This window comes from Candidatus Melainabacteria bacterium (assembly GCA_003963305.1).
GTDB lineage: Bacteria > Cyanobacteriota > Vampirovibrionia > Obscuribacterales > Obscuribacteraceae > PALSA-1081.
Genome location: RXJR01000012.1, coordinates 101,062 through 107,698, shown reverse-complemented (window position 1 = coordinate 107,698; position 6,637 = coordinate 101,062). Strand labels below are relative to the sequence as shown.

Annotated in this window: 3 protein-coding genes; all 3 read right to left on the bottom strand. The window is 49.7% G+C overall.

Annotated features, from left to right (window positions below):
• Positions 1-237 precede the first annotated feature (237 nt).
• The 3 genes from EKK48_14780 to EKK48_14770 all read right to left on the bottom strand — a co-directional run bounded on the left by EKK48_14780 (position 238) and on the right by EKK48_14770 (position 6,534).
• Positions 238-3,942: a tetratricopeptide repeat protein gene (locus EKK48_14780; GenBank protein ID RTL41198.1), complete on the bottom strand. Its 3,705-nt coding sequence runs from the start codon at positions 3,940-3,942 to the stop codon at positions 238-240.
• A gap of 216 nt (positions 3,943-4,158) precedes the next feature.
• On the bottom strand, positions 4,159-4,758 hold the full coding sequence (gene raiA, locus EKK48_14775) for a ribosome-associated translation inhibitor RaiA (GenBank protein RTL41203.1): 600 nt from the start codon (positions 4,756-4,758) through the stop codon (positions 4,159-4,161).
• Between the two features lie 414 nt (positions 4,759-5,172).
• Positions 5,173-6,534 carry a hypothetical protein gene (locus tag EKK48_14770; protein ID RTL41197.1) on the bottom strand — a complete coding sequence of 454 codons (1,362 nt, stop codon included), beginning with the start codon at positions 6,532-6,534 and terminating at the stop codon, positions 5,173-5,175.
• Positions 6,535-6,637: the final 103 nt, after the last annotated feature.

Here is a 6,637-nt window from a genome sequence, read left to right as displayed (position 1 = left end):
GTTACGCCCTTGCGGTTCACTAACACTTCGTTGCCATCAAACTGTGTAGAAGACTTTCACCTCCGAGTTGTTGAACATGCCCAGCGCACAAGAAAAACCGGCGCTCTCACAGTTAGCGCCGGTCTTCAGTTCATTTAGTATGTTTTGGATTTTTGCTCTTCTTATGGTTCTTTAGACAGCGATGAAAAAAGAATAGTTCCCGTAGTTGAGCTCAATTTAGACCAAACTAATTTTGTTTTATTTTCCACCGAGTGCTTTGATCCGTGCTTTCGCATCATTGACAAATTGCCCGGTTGGAGCCGTTCTCACATAGTTCTGGTATTCACGCAGAGCATTTGGACCCTGCTTCATTCCTTCCAAAACTGTACCTGCATAATACATTGCATCCGCAGACCCCTTGGGATCCAATGCTATGGCTCGGCGGTATTTCTCTAGAGCTTTCGGCAGGTTATTAGCCGCTTGATAAGCCGTGCCCAGGTTCATATTAGTGTAGGCATCGTCATTCAATTTCAATGCAGCTTCGTAGTCAGCGATAGCACCAGGCAAGTCTGGTTTCGCAGCTGTTTGCTTTTTGATAGCGGCATCTACAAGCGGAGCAGCCTTAGCCGCGTTTACCGCCGCCTGTGCTGCGGTCAGAGTCTGCTTGTAGGTGTTTTCACGCGGATTCAGACTGACGGCTTTCTTGTAGTCATTGATCGCGTTATCCATATCGTTTTTGGCTTGATACGCGGTTCCTTCGCCATACCAGTAAGTCGCTTCGTTAGGGCTTATTGCCAGCGCTTTCTTGTACTGAACCAATGCCTCATCCAAATTGTTGGCGGTCTGAGCCTTCACGGCGGCATCGTATGCAGCTTGAGCTTCGCCCAGTTTGGCAGCATCGGCTGCTTGAGCCGCGGCTGCAGCCTTAGTGACTATCTTCTGAGTCGCAGAAGGGTTAGCTCGCAGTGTGCTCAGACGACCTTGAGCGATCACGGCATACTGTCCTTTAGGCTGAGCTTGAAGATACTTGGTGTAGTCACTGATCGCAGCAGGCGCTTGTCCTGAGTTTTCGTCCAGAATTCCTAAGAAGTAGTTGTTATCAGCTTGACCCTTTGGATCTAGCTGCAATGCCTTCTGGAATGAAGTCTTTGCATTGGCGAAATCTTCCGCCTGTTGATATGCGCTGGCTATATTTGTATACAGCGTCGCATCATTTGGAGTGGTGGCAATCGCTTTCTTATAAAGTTCAATAGCACCAGCAAAGTCGCCCGCCGTCTGCTTTTGAATTGCTTCATTCACAACCGGTCCGGATTGCTCGGCCAGTGCCGCGTTGTACACAGCTTGCATGTCCTTGTTGTTGGGCGAAAGGCTCAACGCCTTTTGATAATCAGGAATCGCTTTTGTGAAATCTTTTTTGGCCTGATACGCAGTTCCTCGCGCATACCAGAAGGCTGCTTCGTTTGGATTGGCAGCAATAGCGGCATCATATTTCGCAATGGCACCATCGAGATCGCCGCCGGTTTGCAGCTTCACGCCTGCATCATAGGCGTCGTTGGCAGTCTTGATTTGAGCGATCTGTCCCTGCGTCTGCAGACGAACAACGTTAGTCGGATTCGCGGTCAACACTTTGACCCGGTCCTTCGCAGCACTCGCATACTGTCCGGTGGGAGCTTGACGCAAGTAGTTCTGGTACTCGCCCAGAGCTTTCGCACCTTGATTGGCGTTTTCATCCAGCTGCGCCATCAAGTACAGGTCACCAATTTCTCCTTTTGCATCGATTTCGTATGCCTTCTGATAGGCATCACGAGCTGGTCCCCACTGGTCTGTCTGCTGATAAGCGATACCGAGGTTTGTCCAGACGCGAGCATTTTTTGACGAAACAGCCAATCCCTGTTTATACAGTTCGATGGCACCAGCATTGTCGCCTGAAGTTTGTTTCGCAGAAGCCTGGTCGAATATCTGTCCAGCCTGCAGATTTTTTACCTCAGCCAGATATTTCGGCAAATCAGCATTGTTCGGTGCAAGAGTAATTGCCTTTTGATACCAATCTGCGGCATCACTCAACTTGCCCATGGCCTGGTACAAAGTACCCAGAGCAAAAACGTAATCTGCGTTGTTCGGCGCGATTTGCAATGCTTTCTGATAGAGCGGCAGGGCGGCGTCATACTGCTTGGACTGCTGCAATTTAACGGCTTGTTGATACTGTTCGTCTGCGGCTTTCTCATTTGCAAGTTCAGTTTCAGACTTGATCTTTTCCGGCTTGCCGCCCTTGCTCAAAATATCAAAACGTTCTTTGGCAGCGGCAGCATAAGTGCCGGTCGGAGCTTCTTTCAAATACTTCTGATAGTATCCGAGCGCTTCAGGAACACGACCATAGTTTTCATCAATGGCACCGATCAAGTACCAATCTGCCACCTGCCCCTTTGGATCGAGCCCGAGAGCCTTTTGATATGCATCTTTCGCGCGATTATATTCCTGCTTCGCGTATTCAGCGGAGGCGATGTTGTACCAGAGACTGGCATTGTTTGGTGTTATCTGTAGTGCCTGTGTATAACCGGCAATTGCACCATCATAATTTTTCGCTTCGTGCAACTTCACTGCAGCAGCGATAATAGGCTCAGCTTTCTTGATGTAAGCTTGATCGAGCGCATCCTTAAACTGCTGGCTCTTCGGATTGGCGGCAAGAGCTTGTTGATAGCACTTGATGGCGTCGTCGAAATCTTTCTTCGCTTGATACGAAGCACCAAGAGAGAACAAAGTGTCGGGGTCGTTCGGATTTACCTTTAATACAGCCTGGAAGTCGGCAATCGCACCATCGTAATCGCCGGCTTTGAATTTCTGACCACCAGAGGCATACTTCTCGGTGACGATCGTATCTTTCTGCAAGTTAGTCGCGGCCGTTATGCCGGCTTTGGCTTGATCGTTGCTTGGATCAACAGAAAGTGCTTTTTGATACCAGGTGAGGGCGTTGGTATAGTCTTTCTTCGCCTGATAAGCACTACCGATATTTACGTAAATATCGTCGACATCTTTGTTGCGCGGATCAGCGGCAATCGCCTGCTGATATTCGGCAATAGCAGCGTCAAACTGTCCCTTAGCCTGCAGGTCAACACCATTGTTGACGTGCTTGGAGAGATTCGCCTGCACCTTTGCACCCGCCAGTCCAGCCAGAAGCTTGCTCGCCAGAGGGTTCGTTTTGCCGGGGCTGAAGCGGATCGCCTGTTGATATTCTTGCTCAGCTTGACCGAAGTCACCACGATATTGAAATGCTTGTCCAAGACCGATATGGTTTTCCGGCGCTAAAGGATTTTCCTTGAGAGCTTCTTCCCACCCGGCCACAAGAGCGTCCTGCACATCAGCATCATCTGATTTGAACGTAATCGCCTTAGTGTATGCAGCAATTGCATTGGGAATATCTTTCTTCGCCTGATATGCCTGTCCGAGTTTGACTTCGATGTCGGCACTATCACCGGCTCTAGCCGCGGCTTGATACTCGGCAATGGCCTTATCCGTTTCATCCCGAACACGATAGACGTCGCCGAGTTTCACGTGGATTTTCGGATCATCCTTCAACTTCAGCGCGGCACTATACTCAATGATGGCGCCAACGAAATCGGCAGCGAGACGAGCCTGGTCACCGAGAGCAACACGATCGGCAAACGACTTGGGATCTTTTCCCATCATGCGAATGATGCCTTCCACGTTCTGCATCGTGGTGACATTTGTCTGGTTCAAGTACAAAGCTTGATGGAATTGTTTGAGCGCCTCGGCCGGATTATTCCGCAACTGCAGACCATAGTTATTGTGTGCAATTGCCAGATTGTCTCTGGCGAGCTTGTAGTTCGGGTCTAGTTTCAAAGCAGCTTCGAACTTCTGAATAGCCAACTGGTAGTTGTTGGAGTTCAGGGCTTTGACACCATCATTATTCAAGCCAATCACCTGACTGGAATCAGCCCAAGCCATATTGCCTGGGAAGAAACCGGTAGATTGCAGAGTCAGGGATAACGCAAGGAGAGAATGGACAAAAACAGAACGTCTTGAAAAGCCGCTAGCCACCTTACAAACCTCAAATCACTTTAAAACACACGCACACTAGTCCAATTATCGATTCTAATTGATCGACAACTTGAACAGGACAGTATTTACCCTGAATGACTTAAATTTGTCTGGCAGTCCAGCTTAGACTTCCGGTTCGATAAGTCCGTAATTGCCGTCCCGGCGGTGATAAACGGTATTGACTTGATTGGTTTCAGAATTGATGAACATGAAGAAGTCATGCCCCAGCAAGTCCATATGCTTGCAAGCCTCGTCGGCCATCATCGGCTTGAGCGGGAAACGCTTGGAACGCACGATTTTTGGTCTAATTTCGTCAAGCGCGACCTCTTTCTTCTCTCTGACAACTTCGAACTCATCATCTTCAACCACGTCTGCGCTTTCGTCACTGAGACTTTCGGGATGTCTTTCAGAAGACTTTCCAGCTCGAGTGTAATAACGAGTTTTGTATTTGCGCAGTTGACGTTCGATTTTGTCTGCAACAAGGTCGATTGAGGCATACATGTTCTCGGTCGATTCCTCGCCCCGAATCACCGCACCGTTAATCTTGATGGTCACTTCAGCAGTCTGACTGTCAGCCACCGACGGGTTCTTCGCGACACTCAGCACCGCCGCCGCATTCAAAGCGTGGTCAAAGTGCTTTTGCGATCGCTGCAGCTTATCCAGAAGATATTCTTTCAAGGCTGGTGTGAGATCGATATTGCGTCCGGTCACTTGAACATTCATCATGAGCAAAACCTCCGCGGTTAGTGTGAAATCACCGCAAGTGTGAATGCGTGCGGTCACAAATTCCGCACGCTGCTAAAACTAGTAAAACCCCAAATTCTTCAAACGCTCGAAACTCTTCTTGTTCGTCGATCTGGCCAACTCTAATTTATGCAATTCCAGGAAGCGGCTTATTTTCGGCTGCATATCGTGGTTGCATATTGAAAGTTTCGCCACAATATATCTACAACAGGGAACTACGTCAACCGATTATGCGTTACCGCTTGAATGGTCAAGCGCCAGGGAAAGCCGTTCCGAGGAATTCCTACCAATTTTGTACCCGCCCTGTTGCCGGTCAAACTCTTATCGACAGAAGGAGTTGACGAATAAATTTCGCCATCCTTATCTATCTTTGCAAGCCTGCTCCAATCGTAGCTATCGCAAACCTGACGAGGCTTGAAGGACTATTTGAGCGGCGTCGAGGTAGTTCAACGGTTTCACGTTAGGAGTCGAGACACCTTCTGCAAATGCCGGCTGGGAGAACCAGTGACCGCTCGGTCGATGCGATTGATGAGCCGTTGCCGATTGAGGTTTCTTTCCGCTCGACTTGAAATCGACCAGAGAGGCCACGACGCGCAAGGCTTCCGGTGGGGGCATAGTGCCCGACAGCGCCTCAGGCGAGGCATTGGCGGCGCGCAAGATACCGTTGTGGTCGAGGAAGTTAGCAGCAGTTTCAGCCGTCATACCAGCTTCAACTGCCTGCGGCTTCCCGGCATACATGTGCCGAACCAGCAGTTTATAGAAATCGCCGCGGGTCATCGGAGTGGATGGGTCGAGATTCATCGGCGATTCGATCGTGCCATTTCTGATCATCTCGCGCAGAGCAGCAAGGCGGAAACGCGAATTAACCGGGAAAAACTCGGAATAGCGCCCGATGCACTCCATTTGCTCAGCAGTCATTTTGAAGTTCGGATATAGGCTCGCTGAGGTAACCTGCCCTTCCTGGCAAGCTTTGAAAAACGGCGTGATGGTCGATGAATTGGTGCCCATAGCGTCGCCGATTATGTGGATCTCGACATCGGGGCGACCGACCAACTGACGCACTTTCTGAATCGTCGCTTTCGTGTATTCGTAGGCGTCCAGCTTCTTATATTTAGAATTCCAATAGTTCATTGGGGCGATCACATCGTAGTAGCGGTCCAGCATCTTCCAGGGAATCTGGGCAACCTGGGGAGCAAGATTAAGTGGACTGTAGACGACGGCAATAATCGAGTAATTTGGACCAAGAGCCTGGCGCAAATGCTTACTATAAGCTTCAACCTTCGCAGGTGCCAGATTCTTCTCCAGGTCTGCAGCAACGGCATCGATGTGCTGACCGGTCGGGCTGCTAAAGTGCGCCGCTTCAATCAATTTATCTGCATCTGCGGTGGGATTCCACAACTCGGCAAAGGACCAGGCGATGACGTGGATTTTGTACTTGTGGCAGGCGTCGATCAAGGGTCCCAATTTTTCTGGGTTGGCCACAGCCGGGGTGTTACTGCGCGATGTCTGAATAAAAAGGTTGCGCACACCCTTTGCGTGGAGCCCCTGACAGAAGGTGTCATAGTCCCCGGCAGGGTAGTTCCACATATTCATCCAGACGCCGGAGCCATCGGCGAGACCTTCCGCAGATGACGATGCCTGACACATCAAATACGGTGTCAAACTAGCAGTCAATGCCACTGCTAAACCGACAAGTCTCTTGTAAAACCTCATCTGCACCCAACTTCTAGTAAGCAAAACCCGAATTACTGACATTATACCCATGCCTCATTAGATTGATACCTCATTTGGGGTATATGCTGCCAATAACCAGCAGCAGTGCGATTCTTGTAGAATCCCAGCACATGGGACTTTCAGC